Origin of the sequence: Tessaracoccus defluvii, assembly GCF_014489575.1 — a bacterium.
Classification (GTDB): Bacteria; Actinomycetota; Actinomycetes; order Propionibacteriales; family Propionibacteriaceae; genus Arachnia; species Arachnia defluvii.
This window is the reverse complement of record NZ_CP060789.1, coordinates 1,566,104-1,586,951: the sequence shown is the minus strand read 5'-3', so window position 1 is coordinate 1,586,951 and position 20,848 is coordinate 1,566,104. Positions and strand designations below refer to the sequence as shown.

Annotated in this window: 17 protein-coding genes and 4 pseudogenes; 17 read left to right on the top strand and 4 right to left on the bottom strand. The window is 66.8% G+C overall.

Going from position 1 to position 20,848, the window contains the following annotated elements:
• Positions 1–142: 142 nt before the first annotated feature.
• The 5 genes and pseudogenes from H9L22_RS07670 to coaD form a co-directional block, all read left to right on the top strand.
• The gene (locus H9L22_RS07670) at positions 143–2,512 is read left to right on the top strand and encodes an Rne/Rng family ribonuclease (RefSeq protein WP_320060605.1); all 2,370 of its coding nucleotides are present in this window, start codon (positions 143–145) and stop codon (positions 2,510–2,512) included.
• A gap of 116 nt (positions 2,513–2,628) precedes the next feature.
• Complete coding sequence (rpmB, locus tag H9L22_RS07665; protein ID WP_187722250.1) at positions 2,629–2,814, top strand: 50S ribosomal protein L28; 186 nt, start codon at positions 2,629–2,631, stop codon at positions 2,812–2,814.
• Between the two features lie 111 nt (positions 2,815–2,925).
• Positions 2,926–5,133 carry an ATP-dependent DNA helicase RecG gene (locus H9L22_RS07660; RefSeq protein WP_187722249.1) on the top strand — a complete coding sequence of 736 codons (2,208 nt, stop codon included), beginning with the start codon at positions 2,926–2,928 and terminating at the stop codon, positions 5,131–5,133.
• A complete protein-coding gene (gene rsmD / locus H9L22_RS07655) occupies positions 5,130–5,705 on the top strand; it encodes a 16S rRNA (guanine(966)-N(2))-methyltransferase RsmD (RefSeq protein WP_187722248.1) in 576 nt (191 codons plus the stop codon). The genes H9L22_RS07660 and rsmD overlap by 4 nt, the downstream gene beginning before the upstream one ends.
• A gap of 54 nt (positions 5,706–5,759) precedes the next feature.
• Positions 5,760–6,227 (top strand): annotated as a pseudogene (gene coaD / locus H9L22_RS07650) (pantetheine-phosphate adenylyltransferase); the annotation flags it as partial.
• Between the two features lie 21 nt (positions 6,228–6,248).
• Here coaD and H9L22_RS07645 read toward each other — a convergent pair.
• Both H9L22_RS07645 and H9L22_RS07640 read right to left on the bottom strand, forming a co-directional pair.
• The gene (locus tag H9L22_RS07645; RefSeq protein WP_187722246.1) at positions 6,249–7,058 is read right to left on the bottom strand and encodes an ABC transporter permease subunit; all 810 of its coding nucleotides are present in this window, start codon (positions 7,056–7,058) and stop codon (positions 6,249–6,251) included.
• A gap of 97 nt (positions 7,059–7,155) precedes the next feature.
• Positions 7,156–7,977 (bottom strand): ABC transporter ATP-binding protein, encoded by an 822-nt coding sequence (locus H9L22_RS07640; protein WP_187722245.1) that lies wholly within the window; start codon positions 7,975–7,977, stop codon positions 7,156–7,158.
• A gap of 364 nt (positions 7,978–8,341) precedes the next feature.
• On the opposite strand from H9L22_RS07640, the gene H9L22_RS07635 reads away from it, so the two are divergent.
• From H9L22_RS07635 to H9L22_RS07615, 6 genes and pseudogenes are all read left to right on the top strand, one after another.
• On the top strand, positions 8,342–8,890 hold the full coding sequence (locus H9L22_RS07635; RefSeq protein WP_187722244.1) for a YceD family protein: 549 nt from the start codon (positions 8,342–8,344) through the stop codon (positions 8,888–8,890).
• 30 nt (positions 8,891–8,920) lie between these two features.
• A complete protein-coding gene (rpmF, locus tag H9L22_RS07630; protein ID WP_187722243.1) occupies positions 8,921–9,112 on the top strand; it encodes a 50S ribosomal protein L32 in 192 nt (63 codons plus the stop codon).
• Between the two features lie 29 nt (positions 9,113–9,141).
• A complete protein-coding gene (gene rnc, locus H9L22_RS07625) occupies positions 9,142–9,822 on the top strand; it encodes a ribonuclease III (RefSeq protein ID WP_226966203.1) in 681 nt (226 codons plus the stop codon).
• Positions 9,815–10,555: pseudogene (mutM, locus tag H9L22_RS07620) on the top strand (bifunctional DNA-formamidopyrimidine glycosylase/DNA-(apurinic or apyrimidinic site) lyase); the annotation flags it as partial. The gene rnc and the pseudogene mutM, both read left to right, overlap by 8 nt.
• Positions 10,556–10,575: 20 nt before the next feature.
• Entirely contained in the window at positions 10,576–10,644 is a 69-nt protein-coding gene (locus H9L22_RS20420; protein ID WP_226966290.1) for a zinc finger domain-containing protein, read from the top strand.
• A gap of 292 nt (positions 10,645–10,936) precedes the next feature.
• Entirely contained in the window at positions 10,937–11,191 is a 255-nt protein-coding gene (locus H9L22_RS07615; RefSeq protein ID WP_187722242.1) for a hypothetical protein, read from the top strand.
• Between the two features lie 116 nt (positions 11,192–11,307).
• On the opposite strand, the gene H9L22_RS07610 is transcribed toward H9L22_RS07615, so the two are convergent.
• Positions 11,308–11,955, bottom strand: coding sequence for a hypothetical protein (locus tag H9L22_RS07610; RefSeq protein ID WP_187722241.1), 648 nt, complete (start codon positions 11,953–11,955; stop codon positions 11,308–11,310).
• 542 nt (positions 11,956–12,497) lie between these two features.
• On the opposite strand from H9L22_RS07610, the gene H9L22_RS07605 reads away from it, so the two are divergent.
• From H9L22_RS07605 to H9L22_RS07585, 6 genes and pseudogenes are all read left to right on the top strand, one after another.
• Positions 12,498–13,433 (top strand): pPIWI-associating nuclease domain-containing protein, encoded by a 936-nt coding sequence (locus tag H9L22_RS07605; protein WP_226966202.1) that lies wholly within the window; start codon positions 12,498–12,500, stop codon positions 13,431–13,433.
• A 119-nt stretch (positions 13,434–13,552) separates the two neighbouring features.
• The gene (locus tag H9L22_RS07600) at positions 13,553–14,716 is read left to right on the top strand and encodes an adenine-specific methyltransferase EcoRI family protein (RefSeq protein WP_187722240.1); all 1,164 of its coding nucleotides are present in this window, start codon (positions 13,553–13,555) and stop codon (positions 14,714–14,716) included.
• Entirely contained in the window at positions 14,716–15,882 is a 1,167-nt protein-coding gene (locus H9L22_RS07595) for a GmrSD restriction endonuclease domain-containing protein (protein ID WP_187722239.1), read from the top strand. The genes H9L22_RS07600 and H9L22_RS07595 overlap by 1 nt, the downstream gene beginning before the upstream one ends.
• Before the next feature lie 8 nt (positions 15,883–15,890).
• A complete protein-coding gene (locus H9L22_RS07590; RefSeq protein WP_187722238.1) occupies positions 15,891–17,846 on the top strand; it encodes an ATP-binding protein in 1,956 nt (651 codons plus the stop codon).
• A 125-nt stretch (positions 17,847–17,971) separates the two neighbouring features.
• Positions 17,972–18,421 (top strand): annotated as a pseudogene (locus tag H9L22_RS18755) (AAA family ATPase); the annotation flags it as partial.
• Between the two features lie 305 nt (positions 18,422–18,726).
• Positions 18,727–20,253 (top strand): AAA family ATPase, encoded by a 1,527-nt coding sequence (locus H9L22_RS07585; RefSeq protein WP_226966201.1) that lies wholly within the window; start codon positions 18,727–18,729, stop codon positions 20,251–20,253.
• A 37-nt stretch (positions 20,254–20,290) separates the two neighbouring features.
• Here the strand turns inward: H9L22_RS07585 and H9L22_RS18750 are convergent.
• Positions 20,291–20,641 (bottom strand): annotated as a pseudogene (locus tag H9L22_RS18750) (IS21 family transposase); the annotation flags it as partial.
• Positions 20,642–20,848: the final 207 nt, after the last annotated feature.

Sequence of the window (20,848 nt, the reverse complement as noted above, 5' to 3'; positions counted from 1 at the left end):
AGGAGCCCCTTGCCGTCGAGACACCCGAGCCGGCGCCCGCCGCGCAGGAGCCCGAGCAGGCCCCGCGGAGAAGAAGCCCGCCCGCCGTCGCAGCACTCGTGCCGCTGCGGCCCCGGCCGCCGAGCAGACGGCGCCTGCCGTCGTGGAGGACGCCCAGCCCGAGACGCCGGTGGCCCCCGCCGGGGAGCCCACCGCAGCAGCCCAGGAGCAGCCCGCCGTCGAGGCGGAAGCCCCGCGGGCCACCCGCCGTCGTCGCGCCACGCGCCCGGCCGCCGCCGCTGCCGTGACGGAGGAGCCCGCCGCCGCCGTGACCGAGGCGCCCGCCGCCGTCGTCGAGGCAGCCGTTGCCGAGGAACAGCCGACCGCGCCGGTCGAGGAGACCCCCGCCGCCGAGGAGCCCGCCGTGGCTCCTCGCGCCACCACCCGCCGCCGTCGCGCCACCCGTCCGGTCGCCGCCGCCGAGCCGACGCCCGCCGCGGACGACGATCCCATCGCCGCCGCACTCCGGGCGGCCGAGGACCTGGCTGAGGCCCGCAAGGCCGTGCTGACCGACCCGTTCATGACCGCCGAAGCCCGCGACGCGCAGCTCGCGGCCCTCGCGGGAGCCATCGCCGGCGACACGGCTGCTGACGACGAAGACGACGAGGACGAGGACGAGACGGCCGAGGCCGACTCCGACGAGTCCACCGGTGACGAGGCCGACGAGAACGGCGACACCGACGACTCCGATTCCGACGACGACTCCGATGACGAGTCCACCGACGACGAGGACTCCGACGAGGACCGCCCCGTCCGCCGCCGCCGCCGTCGCGGTGGCCGCCGTCGTCGCCGCAGTGGCCGCGACGACGACTCGTCCGACTCCGGTGACGGCGATTCCGACGACGACAGCGACAACGGTGACAACGGCGACGAGCACGCCTCCGATGACGAGTCGGCCGACGACAACGGTGACTCCCACGGCACCGACGACTCCTCCTCCGATGGCGACGGTGTCAACCGCCGTCGTCGCCGTCGCCGTCGTCGCTCCGAAGGCGGCACCGGGGACAGCAGCAGCGACGACGAGGTCACCGGCATCGAGGGCTCGACCCGCATGGAGGCCAAGCGGCAGCGCCGCAAGGAGTCCCGCGCGGCCGGTCGCCGTCGCGCCCCGATCCTCAGCGAGGCGGAGTTCCTCGCCCGCCGCGAGGCCGTCGACCGCAAGCTGATCATCCGCCAGTCGGAGGACTACACCCAGCTCGCCGTCATCGAGGACGACATTCTCGTCGAGCACTACGTCGACAAGGCGTCGGCCACGTCGCTCATCGGCAACATCTACGTCGGCAAGGTGCAGAACGTCCTCCCGAGCATGGAGGCCGCCTTCATCGACATCGGCCGCGGCCGCAACGCCGTGCTGTACGCCGGTGAGGTCGACTGGGCCGCGTTCGGCGTGACCGGCGAGCACCGCAAGGTCGAGAACGTGCTGAAGTCCGGCCAGAGCGTGCTGGTGCAGGTCACCAAGGACCCGGTCGGCGCGAAGGGTGCGCGTCTCACGTCGCACATCTCCCTTCCCGGCCGCTACGTCGTGTACTCGCCCGGCGGCCACCTCTCCGGGATCTCCCGCAAGCTGCCCGACGTCGAACGGAACCGCCTGCGGAACGTGCTCGGGCACCTCATCTCGGAGGACGAGTCCGTCATCGTGCGGACGGCCGCCGAGGGGGCCAGCGAGGACGAGCTGGTGCGTGACGTCAACCGGCTCAAGGCGCAGTGGGAGGTCATTGAGAAGAAGTCGAAGACCGGCGGCGCCCCGCAGGCGCTGTACGCCGAGCCCGACCTGACGCTGCGCATCGTCCGCGACCTCTTCACGGAGGACTTCGGCGCGCTGGTCATCCAGGGCAACAGGGAGCAGGACGACGCCTTCGACGCCATCTCCGCCTATGTCGGACACGTCGCACCGCAGCTCGCCGACCGGCTGCAGCGGTACGAGGTGGCCGAGGACGGCAAGGACGTCTTCGCCCGCTACCGCATCGACGAGCAGATCGCCAAGGCGCTCGACCGCAAGGTCTACCTGCCGTCGGGCGGCTCGCTGGTCATCGACCGCACCGAGGCGATGACGGTCATCGACGTCAACACGGGTCGGTTCACCGGCTCGGGCGGCAACCTCGAGGCCACCGTCACCAGTAACAACCTGGAGGCGGCCGAGGAGATCGTCCGGCAGCTGCGGCTGCGCGACATCGGCGGCATCATCGTCATCGACTTCATCGACATGGTGCTTCCGAGTAACCGTGAGCTGCTGCTGCGTCGACTGGTCGAGTGCCTGGGGCGCGACAGGACCCGTCACCAGGTGGCGGAGGTCACCAGCCTCGGCCTGGTGCAGCTGACGCGCAAGCGGATCGGCACGGGCCTCGCGGAGGCCTTCACCGAGACGTGCGACCACTGCCACGGTGCCGGTTACCTGCGCTTCGACGAGCCCGTCGACTCGCAGGCTCCGGCCGACGGAGGCGAGCGGCGGGGGGCCCGTCGCCGCCGCAAGTAGGCTGAGTTTGTCCGATCCCGCTTCGACGGGTTAACATTGTGCGGTTGCCTCCTCGCGAGGTACCCCGAACTTCCAGGCGTGGTTATCGTCTGGTTACCAACTACGAGGAGATTCCTGTGGCTGCCAAGTGCGATGTCTGCGCCAAGGGACCCGGCTTCGGTCACAACAAGCCGTGGTCGAAGAAGAAGACCAACCGTCGGTGGAACCCCAACATCCAGCGCGTCCGGGCGACCGTCAACGGCACCCCTCAGCGTGTGCATGTGTGCACCTCCTGCCTGAAGGCGGGCAAGGTCTCCCGCTGACGCGAAGACACCTGATCCGGCGGTCCCCTGAGGGGGGCCGCCGGTTCTTTTTGTCCCCAGCCGGCGACGACGCCTCGCGCGCTGTCGCCCCTCCTCGGTAACCTCATGCTCATGGCGACCTGGCGTACCCCGATCTACCGCGAGCTCGACCGCCGACTGACCGACGTCGTCGGCGGCAAGACCGCGGCCGAGTTCGCCAAGCTCGGCATCACCACCGTCGACGATCTCGTGCGGCACGTGCCGCGCCGCTACATCGCCGGCACCGAGATGACCGACTTCGGCAACCTCCAGGTCGGTGAGGACGTGGCCCTCATCGCCAAGGTGGCCCGCTCCGAGATCAAGTTCAGCCGGGGCAGCGGCCGGGTCCAGGCGACCATCACCGACGGACGCGACTACATCTCCGTCTCGCTGTTCTCCAGCAAGCAGTACCACCTGGAGTTCTGGGCCAAGCAGCTGGCCGCCGGCGCGCGCGGGATCTTCATCGGCCGGGTCGGCTCCTTCAACAACCAGTTCCAGCTCACGCATCCCGACTTCGTGATCCTCGACGGCGCCCGCGTCACCGGCGGCAAGAACGCCGAGAAGCGGGCGGCGATGCAGCGCCAGGTCCAGCGCGCCTCGATGGTGGGCCTCTACCCGGCCAGCGGCAAACTGCCCACCTGGGTGATCGCCGACTGCGTGGAGATGGCACTGCCCGCGCTGACGGGCGACACCCTGCCCGACTGGATCGTCGAGGAGGCCGGGGTCCTGCCGTTCGAGCAGGCGCTCACCGCCGTCCATGAGCCGACCTCGACGGAGCAGGCGGAGATCGGGCGGGCCCGGCTCCGGTTCGACGAGGCGTTCGGCATCCAGTTGGCCATGGCCCAGCGGCGCCGTGAGCTCGCGTCGCAGCAGGCGACGCCGCGTCCCCGGAAGGCGGGCGGGCTGCTGGACGCCTTCGACGCGCGGCTCCCGTTCACCCTCACGCAGGGGCAGGTGGACATCGGCGAGACCATCTTCTCGGAGCTTGCCGCGTCGGCGCCGATGAACCGGCTGCTGCAGGGCGAGGTGGGATCCGGCAAGACGCTGGTGGCGTTGCGCGCCATGCTCGCGACCGTCGACGCCGGCGGGCAGGCCGTGCTCCTCGCCCCGACCGAGGTCCTCGCCAAACAGCACTTCCACTCCATCAGCCGGCTCCTGGGCGACCTGGGGGAGGGCCGCAGGCTCGGGGCCCACCCCGACGCCACCGGCATCGTCCTGCTGACGGGGTCGCGCAGCACGGCCGCCAAGCGCGAGGCGCTCAACGACATCGTCACCGGCGAGGCGGGCATCGTCATCGGGACCCACGCCCTGCTGAGCGACCCGGTCACCTTCTTCGACCTCGGCCTGGTGGTCGTCGACGAGCAGCACCGGTTCGGCGTCGAGCAGCGGGCCGCGCTGGCCGAGAAGGCCGCCGCCAAGCCACACACGCTGGTCATGACGGCCACCCCGATCCCGCGCTCCATCGCCATGACGGTCTTCGGCGACCTGGAGGTCAGCGAGCTCCGGGAACGCCCCGCCGGGCGGCAGCCGGTGCAGACGGTGTTCGTCAACACCGTCCAGCACCCCGGCTGGGTGCCGCGCGCGTGGGAGCGGATCCGCGAGGAGGTGGCCGACGGGCGGCAGGCGTTCATCGTCTGCCCCGCGATCTCGCCGACACAGCTCGAGGCGGGGGTCTCCGCAGCAGAGGGCGACCGGACGCTGGCCGCCGTCGAGGATCTGGCGCCGCTGCTGGAGACCGGCCCCCTGCAGGGGCTGCGGGTCGGGACGGTGCACGGCAAGCAGGCGGTCGCCGACCGCGACGACACCATGGCGGCGTTCGTCGAGGGGAAGCTCGACGTTCTGGTGGCGACGACGGTGATCGAGGTGGGTGTCGACGTCCCCAACGCCTCGGTGATGGTGGTGATGGATGCCGACCGGTTCGGCCTGAGCCAGCTGCACCAGCTGCGCGGCCGCATCGGCCGGGGCGAGCACGCCGGACTCTGTCTCCTCCTGGCGCCGGTCACCGACAACCTCGACGCCGCCACCCGGCTGCAGGCGCTGGCCTCCACCGACGACGGCTTCGAGCTGGCCGAACTCGACCTGACGCTGCGCCGCGAGGGAGACGTGCTCGGCGCCGCCCAGTCCGGCGGCGGCTCGCTGAAGCTGCTGCGGGCACTGGCCGACGCTGACGTCATCCGGGAGGCGAAGGTGCTGGCGGAGCGGGTCCTCGACGACGAGCGTTCCGCCACCGACCCGCTGCTGGCCGACCTGATGACCAAGGCGGAGCTGCTTGCCGCCGGCGAATGGATGGAGAAGTCGTGAGCCGCATCATCGCAGGCAGCGCCAAGGGGCGCCGGCTGAGCACGCCGAAGGGGGCCAACACGCGGCCCACCACCGACCGGACGCGGGAGGCGCTGTTCTCGGCGCTCGCCAGCTGGTTCGACACCGCCGACGCGGACGCCGAACGGCAGCTGACCGGCATGAGCGTGCTCGACCTCTACGCGGGCTCCGGCGCCGTCGGCCTGGAGGCGGCGAGCCGCGGCGCCGACGCCGTCGTGCTGGTCGAGGCCGACCGGCCGACCGCCCGCCTGATCGAGACCAACGCGGCGACCGCCGGCCTCCGTGTCGACGTCCGCGCGGCGCGCGCCGCGACCTATGTCTCCGGTGCGGGGCGGGCGTTCGATCTGGTCTTCCTCGACCCGCCCTATGACGTGCCCACCGAGGAGGTCGAGTCGCTCTTGGCGGGGGTGGTCGACACCTGTCTCGCCCCGCGGGGGCTCGTCGTCGTGGAGCGTTCCGGCCGCAACCGGGCTCCCGACTTCCCCGAGGCCTTCACGGACACCTGGCAGCGGTCCTACGGGGAGACCACCCTCTACTTCGGCGCGCGGGACTGAGGCGGGTCCTCGGCTCCCGCTACCCTCTGAGCAACCGTTCCCGAAGGAGCAGACGTGAAGGTCCTCGTCCCGGGGTCGTTCGACCCCATCACCGTCGGACACCTCGACATCGTGCGCCGTGCGCACGCGCTGTTCGGCGAGGTCGTCGTCGCCATCGGCAACAACTCCACCAAGAGCTACCTCTTCAGCTTCGAGGAGCGCGTCGCCCTCGTCGAAGGAGCGACGGCGGGCCTGGGCGGGATCACGGTGGAGGCGATGGACGGGCTGCTCGTCGACTTCTGCAACGACCGCGGCATCCCTGCCGTCGTGAAGGGCCTGCGGTTCGGCGCCGACTTCGACTTCGAGCTGCAGATGGCCCACATGAACGAGGAGATGGGCGGCATCGAGACCGTGCTGCTCCCCGCGGCAAGGGACCACGTCACGCTGTCGTCGACCATCATCCGGCAGGTGGTCCGCCTCGGCGGCGACGTGTCGCCCTACGTGCCTGCGAACGTGGCCGTGGCCCTCGCGGAGAAGTTCCCCGCGGCGACGTCTGACGCCCCGTCAGAGGCTGGTGAGGATCCGCTCGCGGTCGAGGCGGGAGACCACCAGCAGGTAGACGGCGACGTCGATGACGGCGAGCGCCACCGATCCCGCCAGCACCAGCGGTAGCCCGAGGAAGAAGGCGCCGGTGGCCTGTGAGGCCACCACCAGGATCACCGGGAGCACCAGGAACAACGACACGTTCTGGGCACCCTGCATGGTCGACGACCTGGCCGAGATCGCCACCGTCAGCGCCGTCGACAGGAACGCGATGAGCGGCGAGAGAACGAACACGAGCACCAACCACATCGGCGTCGGGAACACCGTGTCGCCCAGGTAGGGGCGGCCCAGCGTGGTGACGAGGAGGCAGTAGGCGGCGAACGACACCCAGCTCAGCGCGATCGCGGGCAGCACCGAGGCGAGCACCTTGCCGAGGACGAGTTCCCTGTCCGTCAGCGGGGTGTAGACGAGCCCCTCGAACGTGTGTCGCTCCTTCTCGCCGACGAATCCCGAGCTCGCGATCACCGAGGCCACCATCACGGGGATCAACAGGAATAAGGGGGCGAAGAAGTAGGCGACGACGGCGTAGATCAGGCCCTGTTCGGGGGTGAGGCCCGCCGGGAGCAGCTCCGTGGGAAAGGTCTCCAGGAACCTGTCGAGTCCGTTGACGTTGGCCGTCAGCGCTGGGTGGTCGCCAAAGAACAGCAGCATCGCGGGCATGACGACGGCGAAGAGGATCGGCACCACGATCAGCGGCGCGGCGGCCTGCTTGTTCGCGAGCAGCTCGCGCCAGTCCTTGCGGACCAGCGCAGTGAGACGGCGGCGGTTCATGCGTGCTCCTCGATGGTGTCGAAGTAGAGATCGGAGATCGTGGGCCGGAGCCGGGTGAGCTCCGAGACGCCGATCCCGGCGGTCGCGATGGTGGTGATCAGGGGCTCGACCTGCTCGCCGGGGCGAGGTCGAACTCGATCCCGTCGCCAGCCACGCGGGCGTTGGCGGGGAGGTGGGGGAGTGCTGCGGCCGGCGATCCGGCCACCAGGAGCCGGTACCGGGGGCTCGGCCAGCGGGCCGCCAGCAGGTCGTCGACGGCGCCACTGGTCGTCAGTCGCCCCGACTGCAGGATGCCGATCGCGTCACACAGGGACTCGAGGCCGTGCAGTTGGTGCGTGCAGATGAACACGGTGCTTGCGCCGCTGGTGATCAGTCCGCGCAGGTAGGCGAGCAGCTCCTGGGTCGACTCCGGGTCGAGCCCGGCGGTCGGCTCGTCGAGGAACAGGAGCTCTGGCCGGTGCAGGACGGCGCGCGCGAGGGCGGCCTTCTGCCGCATCCCCTTGCTGAGGGTGCCCACCTTCGAGCCGAGCCGGTCGGCCAGCCCCAGCAGCTGGACCACGTCGTCGATCCGCCCGGAGACTTCCGCGCGGGGCACGTCGTAGAGCTCGGCCCAGGTGGTGAGGTTGTCGCGCAGGGTCAGTGTCTCGTAGAGGCTCGTGTCGGTCTGGACCCCGATGCGGGAGCGGAGCTGGTCGGAGCTGGCCGCCGCCAGCGGCTCGCCGAAGAGCCGGATGGCGCCCGCGGTCGGGCGCAGCACGCCGGCCAGCAGCCGGACTGTCGTCGTCTTCCCCGCGCCGTTGGGGCCGAGCAACCCGAAGGCTGCGCCACGGGACACCTCGAGAGAGACACCGTCGACCGCGACCCTGTCGCCGAAGTGCCGGGTGATCCGGTCGGTGGCGATCGCCGTCGCGACACTCATGGGACCTCCAGATGTATCAGTGTATTAAGGCACTAATACAGTAGCAGGACGCGGGGTGTCTCGGAAGGTGGTCCCTGAGCTTGTCGTCCTTCGAGACGCTCGCGCAGGCGCTCGCTCCTCAGGAACCAGTGGTCCCTGAGCTTGTCGTCCTTCGAGACGCTCGCGCAAGCGCTCGCTCCTCAGGAACCAGTGGTCCCTGAGCTTGTCGTCCTTCGAGACGCTCGCGCAGGCGCTCGCTCCTCAGGAACCAGTGGTCCCTGGGGCGGTTTCTGAGTGGCTCGGATTTGGCCCCGTCCAGGCGGGCCGGTAGAGTTGGCGGTCGGTCATGACGTGTTCATGGTCGGCTGGATGAAGGGATCGTGACGTGTCACCCGTGCATCGCCACCCCGATCACCGCTCGCCCCTCGTTTTCGAGGTCCACGAGCTGGGTCGCCGGGCTGGTGTGATGAAGCGGATCGAGACGACGGTCCCGGCGCCAGCCGAACTGGGCATCGCCATGATCGAAGTGCCGAAGGATTCGGACATGGAACTGGATCTCCAGTTCCAGTGCGTCTCCGAAGGCGTCCTGGCATCGGGTACCGTCACCGTGCAACTGCGCGGCCAGTGTTCCCGTTGTCTCGACGACATCGAAGCCGAGGACAGCTTCGATGTGCAGGAACTCTTCTTCTACCCGGGCAACGAGGTGGAGGAGGACGAGAGCCTCGTCATCGACGAGACGATCGACCTGGAAGAGGCCCTGCGGGACGCCGTGGTGCTCGAGTTGCCGTTCACGCCTCTGTGCAGGGATGATTGTCTGGGCCTGTGCCTCGACTGCGGTGTCAATCTGAACCGCGATCCCGACCACAGCCACGGTGAGACGATCGACCCCCGGTGGTCGAAGCTCGCCGACATCGGCGGGGACACCCCCAACTGACTTTCAGTCGTAAGACCCAAGGAGAAGATCGTGGCCGTTCCGAAGCGGAAGATGTCGCGCAGCAACACCCGTTCGCGCCGTGCGCAGTGGAAGGCTTCCGTCGTTCCCACCGTGACCTGTGCGAACCCGGCTTGCCGTGAGGCCCACCTGCAGCACACCGCGTGCCCGTCGTGCGGCCAGTACGGCCCCCGCGGCGCGCGTCGCCAGGTCCTCGAGGCCTGAGCACAACCGCACATCCCGCGGGTAGCGGGTTGAGCAGACTGCAGGACCAGCTGAAGGAGCTGGGCGTCGAGGTTGACGCCCAGCTCTTTGAGTTGTCCTTCACGCACCGCAGCTACGCGTACGAGCACGGGCAGGGCGAGTCGAACGAGCGGCTCGAGTTCCTCGGCGACGCCGTGCTGCAGATCATCGTCACCGAACACATCTATCGCACCTACCCCGCCCTGGCGGAGGGGCAGCTGGCGAAGCTGCGTTCGAGTGTCGTGAGCACCGTGGCGCTGGCCGAGGTCGCCCGCGAGCTCCATCTCGGCGAGCACCTGCTGCTCGGCAAGGGCGAGCTGGCCACCAACGGACGTGACAAGCGTTCGATCCTGGCCGACACCATGGAGGCCGTCATCGGAGCCGTGCACCTGTCCGCCGGCCCCGATGCCTCCTCCCGCTTCGTCCACAGCCTCCTCGACGAGCGAATCGCCGCCTCGGAGGCCGACGGCAACTACGCGGACTTCAAGACCGTGCTGCAGGAACGCTGCGCTGAGCGCGGCTGGGGCCTGCCCCGCTACGACGTGACCGGCACCGGCCCTGACCATCTGCGTGAGTTCACCGCCGTTGTGGTCGTCGATGGCCACCCGGCGGGCGAGGGCACTGCCCCGAGCAAGAAGCGGGCCGAGCAGATCGCCGCGCGGCTCGCCGTGCAGAGCCTGACCGGTGCCTGAGCTTCCCGAGGTCGAGGTCGTCCGGCGGGGGCTCGGGGCCCACGCCCTCGGGCGCACCGTCACCCGCGTCGACGTCCTGCACCCCCGCCCGGTGCGCACGCATCCCGTCGGAGCGGATGGATTCGCCGCCGACCTGACCGGGCGCCGCATCGACGCAGTGCGTCGCCGGGGCAAGTTCATGTGGCTGGTCCTCGACGACGACGCGCTCGTCGTCCACCTCGGCATGAGCGGCCATTTCCGCGTCAACGGACCCGCGGACGCGCTGCTGCGCAACACCCGGGTCCTGTTCGATCTCGATGACGGTGTCCAGCTCCGCTTCATCGACCAGCGGATGTTCGGCGGGCTCGACCTGCGGCCCCACGCCGCGGCGGATCCCGTGCCGCACATCGCGCTCGACCCGTTCGACCAGGACTTCGACGAGCGTGCGGTGGCCCAGCGGTTGCGGCTGCGTCGCACGTCCGTGAAGCGGGCGATCCTGGACCAGTCGCTGGTCAGCGGCATCGGCAACATCTACGCGGACGAGGCGCTGTGGCGGGCCCGCGTCCACTACGCGCTGCCCGCCACCGAACTCGGGCCCAGGAAGGCCGTCGAGCTGCTGCGCTGCGCCCGCGACGTCATGTCCGAGGCGCTCGAACAGGGCGGCACGTCGTTCGACTCCCTGTACGTCAACGTCAACGGCGAGTCGGGCTACTTCGACCGCGGACTGGACGCCTACGGCCGCGAGGGGAGGGGTGTCACCGCTGCGGAACCCCGATCCGTCGTGAACCGTTCGACGGCCGGTCATCGCACTTCTGCCCCAGGTGTCAGCGGAATCGTTCTTGATCGATGTCTGGCACTCCGACGCCGATCTTCGGCCGTGCCACTTCCCTCGACGCGATGGTTGTCAACGCAGAGCGCTTGACACGCAGTACTTGACACCCCGCCAGATTGGCCGTGGCTGTCGGCACTGGGCCCACCTGGACACTGGCACCATCGAGGTGAGTGGCGGACGCCGCGAGGTGCGCGCTGTGCCTACACTCGACGAGAAGGTGACCGGCCCAGCGCCGCAAAGGTCGAAGCTGGAGGCGGCGCTGCCGTCGCCCAAGCATGGTCGAGGTCGTCGTCAAATGCAGTGTTGGTATCGTCAGACAAGCGGAAGCGGTGCCTCGAAGGCAAGCCATCTGCAACGAAGAACGACGATCTGAAGACCGCCCACGAGGTAGTCATCCTCGATCCGACCGCCCATGAAGCGCAGGAGCTGTACGTCGCGCTGACGCGGGGCTCGAAGTCGGTGACGGTCGTCAGCGAGTCGAGCACGCTTCCGCCCGTTTCGACGGACAAGTATCAGGAGAAACAGATATTCGCCGCTGATGCAGCGGTTCGCCCGTAGCGCGCGTTCCTGAGGATGACCACGCGCTAGGCGGTTCGGCAGTCTCGTCGACACGCCGCACCGGTACGATTCGCCTGCTCGTCCTTGCTCGCTGTGGACGGTTCGCAGCCTTCGGCCTAGTCATGTGCGGCGCTCGGTTCAGGCCGACCAGGCTCCCAGATCTCCCAGCCGATTGTCTTCCCTAGCTCGCCAAAGCAGCCCTGGACGCCGAGCCGGTGGACGTTGAACCACCAGGCGTCCAGTTCGTTCGCGATGAAGCCGCGGAGACGCTCCTCGTAGGAGTCCAGCGCGCGGTTGTCGCCGTACGGGATCTCTTGGAATTCAGGCCGGATCGCCCTGACGTGAAGTTCCACTCGCTCCCAGTATTCGGACGGTTGGTCGCGCTCGCCGGGCTCGTCAGTCGCGAGGATGTCCAGGTGGTGGAAGCGCCCAGACATCCCGTAGCGGGCGAAGGTCGCGAATAGCAGGGGGATGATTGTGCTCTCCCGGACGCGCTCTGCGAGCCGCGCGGAGTACCCGGTAGCCGTGGTGCGCTCGACTCCCTCGTCGATCGCGGTCAGCAGTCGTGCGTTCAGCTTCTCGATGTCGTGGCCCCAGCCAACGAGCTCCGACTTCGTGGGCCAAGCGCCTGCGTCCTCAACTGCCCTGCACCCAAGCAGGATCTTCATCGTCTTCTCCGTGCCGATGCTCCCGAGGGAGAAGACGGCGTCGCCGGCGGTGCTCACGTAGCGCATGTCCCGGATCGCGCGGATGGCGTCGCGCATCAGGTTGCGCACTGACTCGGCCTCTTCGAGGAGGGCGAATCCTTGGCGCCTGGAGAGGGCGGGGTGCAACCCTGGTCGACGTTTAGCAGGCGTAGGCGTCACGCGTTCACGTCCATCTTTCGTGGAGTCCGGGCGGCCACTAGAAAGACAGCCCGCGGACGGTTGCGCCCGCGTCATCAAGGATAGATGGGAGAGAGGACGGACGTCCCCGAGACGCTCGACCGGGGCTACAGACTCTCCACAAGTCACCTCGCCATTCGACGCGGGCGCTGCCGAGACCTTCGGCCGCCTTGCCATCTCATCCAGGACGTCAGATCGGCGCTCAACAGGCACGGGTCGTCGGTGCGTTCGGCGCGCACGTATTCGCGAGAACATTGTCGACCCGGGAAAATGCGTTCGCGGGCAAGCGCATCAGGCCTGCCTGGGAGGCCGCGCAACTCGAGGTGGGGAAGACGCGATCATGCTGAGCCACCTCCGCATCGAAGGAGCAGGTGTTCGGTTCAAGTCGAACGCTCTTAACGAGAGGTACTTCTGGATCAGAAGTGTCGGTGGTCACGGTCATACTCAAGATCATGATCCGGAAGATGACTCCAGCGCAGTTCAAGGCCGCGGTGAACAAGGCGCAGCGCCAGCAGAAGCAGGCGATCGAGAACTACAACCGCGAGGCGCGTCGGCACAACGCGGCGATCAAGAAGGCTGTGAACGACTACAACCGCGAGGTGCGCACATACAACGCCAAGGCGCGTGCGCACAACGCCCAGGTGGAGAATCAGCGTCGCCGGCTCAACCAAGAGGTCCGGAGGCTCAACTCCCGCCCAGTGGGGACGACCTTCGTCACGTACCGGTTGTCGGTCGAGACCCTCGCGCGCACGTACGCAGCGACCGAGGAGAGGCTGGCCGGCAGGACGATCGCGCAGGCGGGCCGTGAGCTCGTCGACCGCGGCAGCGAGGAGGCCGCGAACAGCGCCTACCTCCTCAATGCGATGGACGGCGATGGCGCTGTCGAGGACGACCCGACTGAGGACGAGCTGCGCGGCCCGAGCATGCAGACCGAGCTCGCAGCCTTTGGACATGACCTCGTCGACCGGTGGACCGGGGCGTTGTTCTCCCTCAGTCCGCGCAACCCCGACGCGGCCCGTCACTTCTGCACGAGCGCGCGCGAAGTGCTGATCGCGATGATAGACGGCGCAGCACCGGATTCAAGCGTTGCCGAGGCGGATCCGTCGTGCGACCGAACCGAAAGGGGAGTGCCAACTCGACGGGCCAAGGTCGGATTCCTCCTGCGGCGTAAGGGCATCGACGAGGAGTCGATCGAGGACCTCGTAGAGGAGGACATGGACAATGTCCTAGGACTCTTCCGCGAGTTCGACAACGGCACCCACGGGCACGCCGGTCGTTTCACGATCACCCAGCTGAGCGCGCTGCGCATCCGGGTCGAGTCGGCCATCGGCTTCATCCACGCGCTCTGCGTGGTCTGAGGGCCCTGTGGCTTCGTCTGTCGGCCTCGTCTCCGGGACTCTGTCGGACCTCCCCGATACGATGACGCCAAGGAAGCAGCGCCTCAATCCGGTGGTGCAGCGAGTCTCAAGGGGAGTGCATGTCGACGGTCGCGAATCGGACTTCGAGCCTCAACGCGGCCAAGGCGGCGAAGAACGATGAGTTCTACACTCAGTGGGCTGACATCGAGCGAGAGGTCAACGCCTATCTTGAGTACGACTCGGACGTGTTCCGCGGCAAGGTCCTTCTGCTGCCGTGTGACGACCCCGAGTGGTCGAACTTCGCCAAGTTCTTCGCCCTCCATTTCGTCGACCTCGGGCTCAAGAAGCTCATCTCGACCTCTTACGCCCCCGATAGCAACCCGGCGCTGTTCTCGTACGAGCCGACTCTCTTTGAGATTGACGACCCGAAGTTCGACGCCGCCAAGACCCGTGCCAATGGCAAGAAGTTCGTTCTCGAACCGGAGGACATCAACGGCGACGGCGTCGTCAACATCGACGACCTGCAGTGGGAGTACCTCAATGGCGACGGGGACTTCCGCAGTGCCGAGGTGACCGCGCTGCGTGATGAGGCCGACATCGTGATCACCAACCCGCCGTTCAGCCTGTTCCGCGAGTTCATCACGTGGTTGGTCGACGGCGGCAAGTGCTTCGCGGTCGTCGGCAGCAGTAACGCGATCACGTACGCCGAGGTCTTCCCTCACATCAGGGCCAACAGGCTGTGGAAGGGTGCGACAGCCAACAGCAGCGACATGGTGTTCGGCGTCCCCAAGGGCTCGATGGTGTCGGAGGCAGACCGATTGAAGGCCAAGAAGCTCGGCTACCCATCGGACGACGAGCGTGACTACACGCGGCTGGGCAACTCCTGCTGGTTCACGAACATCGACCACGGCCGTCGGCACGAGCCACTGCAGTTGATGACAATGGATGACAATCTCAGGTTCAACAAGCGACTGATCAAGAAGCTCGGCGGCGATGAGGGCTACCAGCGGTACGCGAACTTCGACGCGATCGAGGTCCCGTACACCGACGCGATCCCCTCTGACTACGCCGGCGTCATGGGCGTGCCCATCACGTTCCTCGACAGGTACAACCCCGACCAGTTTGAGATCATAGGCAACAGCGAGGGACGTCTTGGTGCTGCCCTAGGCATCACTCCGCTCGGGCCCGAGTTCGCCGGCAGTCAGGGGCGGACCAAGCTCGGCATTGAGAGCACGAAGCAGGCGGTCTTCAAACGCATCCTCATCCGCCGGAAGGACGCCTGATGGATACCGAGCTCAGGCACTACACCGTCGAGCAAGTACTCAAGGGCTTCGTCTACAACGAGCTGGAGGGCAAGGGCCTGTTCGGACTCGATGGCAGGCTCGTCATCCAGCCTGAGTACCAGCGCAACTACATCTACAACGACGGCAAGCGCGACGTCGCGGTGATCGACTCGCTGCTCAAGGAGTACCCACTCGGGCTCATCTACTTCAACGTCGAGGGCTCCACACTCGAAGTACTCGACGGCCAGCAGCGCATCACCAGCGTCGGCCGGTTCGTCACCGGAAAGTTCGCCATCAAGGTCGGCGGTAAGGAGCAGACGTTCTCGTCGCTGCCTGTCAACCTCCAGCGCAGGATCCTCGACGCCAAGCTCGACATCTACGAGTGCGACGGCACCGAGGACGAGATCAAGGCCTGGTTCCAGACGATCAATATCGCCGGCGTCCCGCTGAACAGGCAGGAGTTGCTCAACGCGATTTACTCCGGCCCGTTCGTCACCAAGGCCAAAGCCGAGTACTCCAACTCCAACAACGCGAACATGCAGAAGTGGCAGGCGTACGTGGGCGGCGACCCCAAGCGCCAGCAGATCCTCGAGGAAGCGCTCGAGTGGGTCGCCGCCGCGAAGGGCCTGACCATCGACGCCTACCTCGCCCAGCATCGCCAAGATGCCGACATCGCCGAGCTGAAGAACTACTTCACCTCGGTCATCGACTGGGTCGCCGGCGTCTTCATCCGACCCCCGGACAAGGAGATGCGCGGCCTTGATTGGGGCCGACTCTACAACGCGCACCACACGACGTCCTACAGCCCGGCGAAGCTTGAGGTCAGGGTCAACGAGCTTCGCTCCGACCCTGCGGTGCACAGCCCGAAGGGAATCTACGAGTACCTGCTCGACGGCGAGATGAGGCCCCAGTTGCTCGACGTCCGTCTGTTCGAGGCTAAGGACAAGCGTGTCGCCTACGAGCGGCAGACGACGAAGGCCAAGGCTGCGGGCGAGTCGAACTGCCCGCTGTGCGCGATCGCCGGGGACAGTAACAAGGCCCGGATCTACAAGCAGAACGAGATGGACGCCGATCATGTGACCGCCTGGTCGAAGGGCGGATCGACGAGCCTGGCCAACCTGACGATGCTCTGCCAGACGCACAACCGCACCAAGGGCAACCGGTAGGCAGCGCCATGGCTCGTATTTCCCTGGAGGCCGGCAACGACCTCGTCGAGAGGCTCGCCCACGAGAATGATCCGGTCAAGGCGGTCGTAGAGCTCGTGTGGAACAGCCTCGACGCCGATGCCCACTCCGTCGCGGTCGCTTTGCACCGCAACGAGGCCGACGGCGTGATCGGCGTCGAGGTCACCGACGACGGGCATGGCATGGCACCCGAGGAACTGTCCTCCGCCTTCCGGTGGGTCGGCAACTCGTGGAAGTGGATGGCAGGTCGCAGCAAAGGCGAGCAGCGCCCGCTGCACGGCCGCTTCGGCCAAGGCCGGCTGCGGGCGTTCGCCCTGGGCACAGATATCCAATGGGCGACCGTCGCCGACAGCGTCGACGGGAAGCGTTTTCGTTCAGTCGTCCGTTCCTCGGTCAACGCCCGGAACGACTTCGACGCTTCGGACCCGGTGGGTACCGACGACGGCACTGGGACGCGATTCGTTGCTTCGGGCCGTGATGCTCTGGATCGCCTCGACGCCGACAAGGCGCGCGACCGGATCACGGCGACGTTCGCGCCGTATCTGCTCGCCCGTGACGATGTCGAGGTCCTTTTCGACGGCTCGCGCATCAAGCCCGATGACGTCATCGACTTCGACACCACCTACGACCTCGAGTGGGAGCACGAGGCCGTCGCCCGTCAAGCAAAGCTCCGGATCATCGAGTGGAAAGCGGGCCATGAGCGCGCTGTCCACCTCTGCGACGGCGAAGGTGTGCCGGTGGACGCGCTCGACACCGCGCCGGCCGTCGACTTCCGCTACTCGGCCTACGTCATTTGGGACGAGATGCCCGGACAACACAACGAGTGGATCCTCGCGAAGCTCGAGAGCACACCCTCGGTCCTCGGAATGCTGCTTGCGGAGGTCGACCGGACGCTCGACGAGCACTTCGATGGCCGGCGCGCCCAGCGTCGCCGTGAGCTCGTCGAGGAGTGGAAGGAAGGGAACGTCTACCCCTACCAGGGCGAGCCGGGGACGGAGGAGGAGAAGGTCGAGCGAGCGACCTTCGATGTGGTCGCTACGTCGATCCGCAGGCACATCCCAAGCGGCAAGAAGCAGAAGAGGCTCACCCTCGGGCTCCTGCGTGAGTCGCTCCAGCAGCGGCCGAGCGATGTTTCGGCCCTGCTCGACGAGTACGTGGGGCTGCCCGCCGACGAGAAGGAGCAGCTCGAGCGTCTACTCAGCCGCACGAGTCTGTCGCGGGTGATCCAGGCGTCGAGCAACGTCACCAACCGGCTCGAGTTCCTCCGCGCCCTCGAGCTCATGGTCTTCGACCCCGAGACGAGCAAGATGGTGGGTGAGCGGGACCACCTCCACAAGATCCTCGAGAGCGAACTATGGGTCTTTGGAGAGCAGTACAACCTCATGGTGAGCGAGCGGGGCCTGACCGCCGCGCTCGATCGACACCGTGAACTGCTCGACGAGCCGCGCAACGACAAGACGCCCGTGAAGCTGCTCGACGGCAAGTCGGGCCGGCTCGATCTCCTGCTCTCGGTCGCTGCCACCGAGCACGACCGGAACCGGCACCTCGTCGTCGAGCTCAAGGCCCCGAAGATCCAAGCAGGGCAGAAGGAACTGGCGCAGATCAAGGCGTATGCGATGGCAGTGGCCAAGGACCCGCGGTTTGCGAGTAGCACCACGGAGTGGGACTTCTGGCTCGTGACGGGCGAGATCGACGACGTCGTCCGTCAGGAGGCGAACCAGAAGAACCGGAAACGTGGGGTCGTGTTCGAGCCTGACCTCCCCGATGCGTCGGGAGCGAAGGTCAGGGTCTGGGTGCGTGACTGGGGCCAGATTATCGACGACGCGAAACGCCGGCTCGACTACTTCCAGAAGAGCCTGCAGCACGACCCGTCCCTCGACGACGCACGGGACTACCTGCGCCGAAACCACGGCGACGTCATCCCCGAAGGTCTCCTCGTTGACTAGATCGAGGATGACCCGGCGATCAACGAGTGAGGTCCCACTAATCCGCGAGCCAGTGAGGCCTCGGGGTGCGCTATTGGCCGGCTCGATTGCCTGGGAATGTCGGAGGCGACAACTACACTCAGCGCATGCTTCGTCGACTTGATCTGAAGAACCGATGGCGGTCCCTCGGCAAGGGGTTCTGGCCCGACAGCCTGCCCTTGGGGCGCGCGACCATCGTCTATGGTCACAACGGCAGTGGCAAGTCCACGCTGGCTGAACTACTTCTCAGCCTCGGCGAGGGGCAGGCAGCAACCGGTGTGGTGTGGGAGGAGGATGACCAACGCACGGTGAACGTCCTTCCGGGTGGCAGCGGCCCATCATCGATCGCCGTATTCACTCGTGCGTGGGTCGAAGCGAATTTGTCAGAGTTCTTGGCGGGGGAGAGCGCTGACGCGATCGTCACTCTCGGGCAAGCCGCCATCGACTCGAAGGAGAAGGAGAAGGAGCTCGAGGCCGAGATCGAACGATTACAGGATCATGCGAGCAAGAGTGAGGAGCTGCGTCGGAAGGCCCAGCAAAAGGTCGACCAACTCGCCCGCGACGTGCAGAAGCGCATCGTCGACGAGCTCCAGCCTCTTGACTACAAAAACTACAGCAAGAGCCGCTACTCGGTCGTCAAGGTCGGCGAGATGCTCCGATCAGTGCGCGGCGACTTCCCTGACGACGGTGCTCACGCAGACGCACTCGTCCGGCTCGGCGAGAGTGCACCTTCGATCCTCCCGGATGTTGCGAACCCGCCGACTGTGGTGGAACGACTGCACGAGTTCGGACCTATTCTGTCGCGCACTCCGACGCGCGTCGCGATCGAAGCTCTCGGCTCCAGCCCCGCGCCCAGGAATGGGTGGAGCAAGGGCTCTTGCTCCACGAGGCAGAGGGAAGCTGCATCTTCTGCGACAACACGATATCCCTTGAGCGGTGGGAACGACTTGCCCGGCATTTCGACGAAAGCTGGCTGCAGATCCGGCGCGATGCACAGCAGTTCCTGGCAATGGTCGGGGAGCATAAGAAGGCTCTGCTCGCCTGGCTCGATTCGTTGCCCGCCCAGTCGGCCCTTTCCGGCGACCTTCAAGCCGCCTTCAAGATGGCCGCAGACGAGGCTCGACGTGAAGTTGAGACGCGAGTGGCCTGCATCGAACTAGTCGAAAATGCCCTTAACACGAAGATCGCCGATCCCAGTGCCACCCCTGAGGAGCCCGAATGCTCGGTGCTTGACACCGCGGTCTCCGCGACCGTCCTGTCAGAGGCGGTGAAGGACCATAACCATCAGGCTCGTCGGCACGAAGAGCTGACGGAGCTTCGGAAGACGGCGGTGCTCAATCACATCATCGGTTCGCAGAGCCGGGCCTTTCGCGACCTGGAAACACAAGCAGCTGAGGCCAAAGAATCGAACGTAGGCGCTGTGAAGGCTGCCGAGTCGGCCGAGCGCGCGATTCAACGCGTGCGCCAGGAGCAGTTCACCACGAAGGAGATGGCTGACACCCTCACCCGCGACTTGGCGCGAGTCTACGGGAAGAACCACCTCAGCATCGCCGTGACTGACGACGGCAGATCCTACAGTTGTCGGCGTGACGACGTGGCTGGCACGAATCTCAGCGAGGGGGAGCGCACCACGCTGTCTTTGCTGTACTTTCTGCGGAATCTCGAAGATCAGCAGGGTCGTGGCATTGATCCCGGCAAACGCATCGTCGTCATCGACGACCCCTCGAGTTCCCTTGACCGGGAAGCCCTCTTCGCTACCCATCAGTGGTTGGTCAGTACGCTCAAAGACTTCGGGCAGTACATCGTCCTGACTCACGACTTCAACCTGCTTCGCCTATTCATCTCGTCTCACAACAGCAAGTGGCGCGCGTCCGCCAGGGCGATCGCCGAAGGTGAAGCGAACGAGATCCGATTTCCGCGAGTAGCGTTTCGCGAGATATTCGCTGCGACGAGCGAGGGTAGGCGCACAACGAAGGTTGGTCAGCTTCCGACGCTGCTGCGGAACAGTACCTCGGAGTACGCGTATCTCTTCTCCATGGTGATGATGGGTGTGCAGGACACGGAGGACCACGAACGGCTATTCCTCCTGCCCAACGCGGCTCGGCGGGTGCTGGAGACATTCGCGAGCTACAAGGCGCCGCACCGGCCGAATTTCCTTCAGCAGATGGAAGCGCTTGTGCAGGTGGATCCTGACGAGCCATACCGCGACGTATACGACTTCTGCAACCGCTTCTCTCACGGCGAAGGCAGCGAAACGGTGGAGGTACTGGACGCCAGAGCGGTGCACGGCCATATCCGGCGCTGCATGGAGTTTCTGCGAGCTGTCGACGAAGAGCATTTCGTGAACATGTGCCAGGCAGTTAGCGTCGATCCTGCTGTGCTCTCGTAGATGGTCTCTGGCTGTTCCCAGTTCTGGTCAGGACGGTCTCCCCAGCCACGTACTGCGTCCGGGCCGCCGGATCCGACGGTGCGTACAGCGGCCGCAACAAGGCAACCCTGGCCCGCAACATCGACGCCGACCCGACCCACCCGATCCGTTCCCCGATCACCGTCGCCGGCATCGTCGGTGTCTTGGCCAGCAATTCCCGGATCTTCGGCTCGAACACATCGATGGCTGACCCAGCCGACACCCGCTGATACCTCGGCGGCGCATCCGAGGCCAACGCCGAACGAACCGTGTTCCACGCCACCCCCAACTCACGCGCGATCGCCTTGGTCGGCATCTTCTCTGACTTGTGAAGCCGTCTGATCTCGGCCCAATCCTCCACGCTGATCACTCCCTCACTCTGACCGAGGGGGTCAACTTTCGCTCGGCACCAGGGGTCAGAATTCACGCGGCGTCGACAGAGGGGACACTTCCGGCGCGCAAGGAGAAGGTGAGCGGTTGCGACGGGCGCCCCGTCGTCAGGACCCTGGTCAGGGTCTCTGATCTGGATGATGTTCTCGGCTGGACTGCTCACGCCGAACATGTCCTGCGCAACCGA

Bases quoted from the DNA above. Each gene is read 5' to 3' on its own strand.
- H9L22_RS07660 (WP_187722249.1), top strand. From the start codon at position 2,926: ATGGCGACCTGGCGTACCCCGATCTACCGCGAGCTCGACCGCCGACTG.
- H9L22_RS07645 (WP_187722246.1), bottom strand. From the start codon at position 7,058: ATGAACCGCCGCCGTCTCACTGCGCTGGTCCGCAAGGACTGGCGCGAG.
- H9L22_RS07640 (WP_187722245.1), bottom strand. From the start codon at position 7,977: ATGAGTGTCGCGACGGCGATCGCCACCGACCGGATCACCCGGCACTTC.
- H9L22_RS07610 (WP_187722241.1), bottom strand. From the start codon at position 11,955: ATGCGCGACGCCATCCGCGCGATCCGGGACATGCGCTACGTGAGCACC.
- H9L22_RS07600 (WP_187722240.1), top strand. From the start codon at position 13,553: ATGTCGACGGTCGCGAATCGGACTTCGAGCCTCAACGCGGCCAAGGCG.
- H9L22_RS07595 (WP_187722239.1), top strand. From the start codon at position 14,716: ATGGATACCGAGCTCAGGCACTACACCGTCGAGCAAGTACTCAAGGGC.
- H9L22_RS07590 (WP_187722238.1), top strand. From the start codon at position 15,891: ATGGCTCGTATTTCCCTGGAGGCCGGCAACGACCTCGTCGAGAGGCTC.